The 255-nt window shown below is 56.9% G+C and carries 1 protein-coding gene; it reads right to left on the reverse strand.

Going from position 1 to position 255, the window contains the following annotated elements:
- Positions 1 to 255 (reverse strand): IS66 family transposase zinc-finger binding domain-containing protein (locus JNA92_RS25745; protein WP_241807237.1); only part of this gene is annotated, 255 nt, incomplete at both ends.

Consider the following 255-nt stretch of genomic DNA (forward strand, 5'->3'; position numbering starts at 1 on the left):
TTGCGCACGTGTTTGAGTACGCGGATCTGCATCGGCACGATATCGAGCTGCTCGCTGGTTTCTTCGCCGATGACATGCTTGCGGCAACCGCAGGCGCAGGTCAGTTCGTGTTCGGGCAACTCATGGAGAACTTCGATACGTGGCAGATTAGCCGCCAGTGACTTGCGCTTGCCACGGCGCTTGACCGGGACAACGACTTCTTCATCGGCATCATCGACTACAGCCAGCAGAGGGTCATTTTCCGCTTCATCGAAC

The sequence above is a fragment of the Pseudomonas putida genome, from assembly GCF_022627325.1.
GTDB lineage: Bacteria > Pseudomonadota > Gammaproteobacteria > Pseudomonadales > Pseudomonadaceae > Aquipseudomonas > Aquipseudomonas putida_X.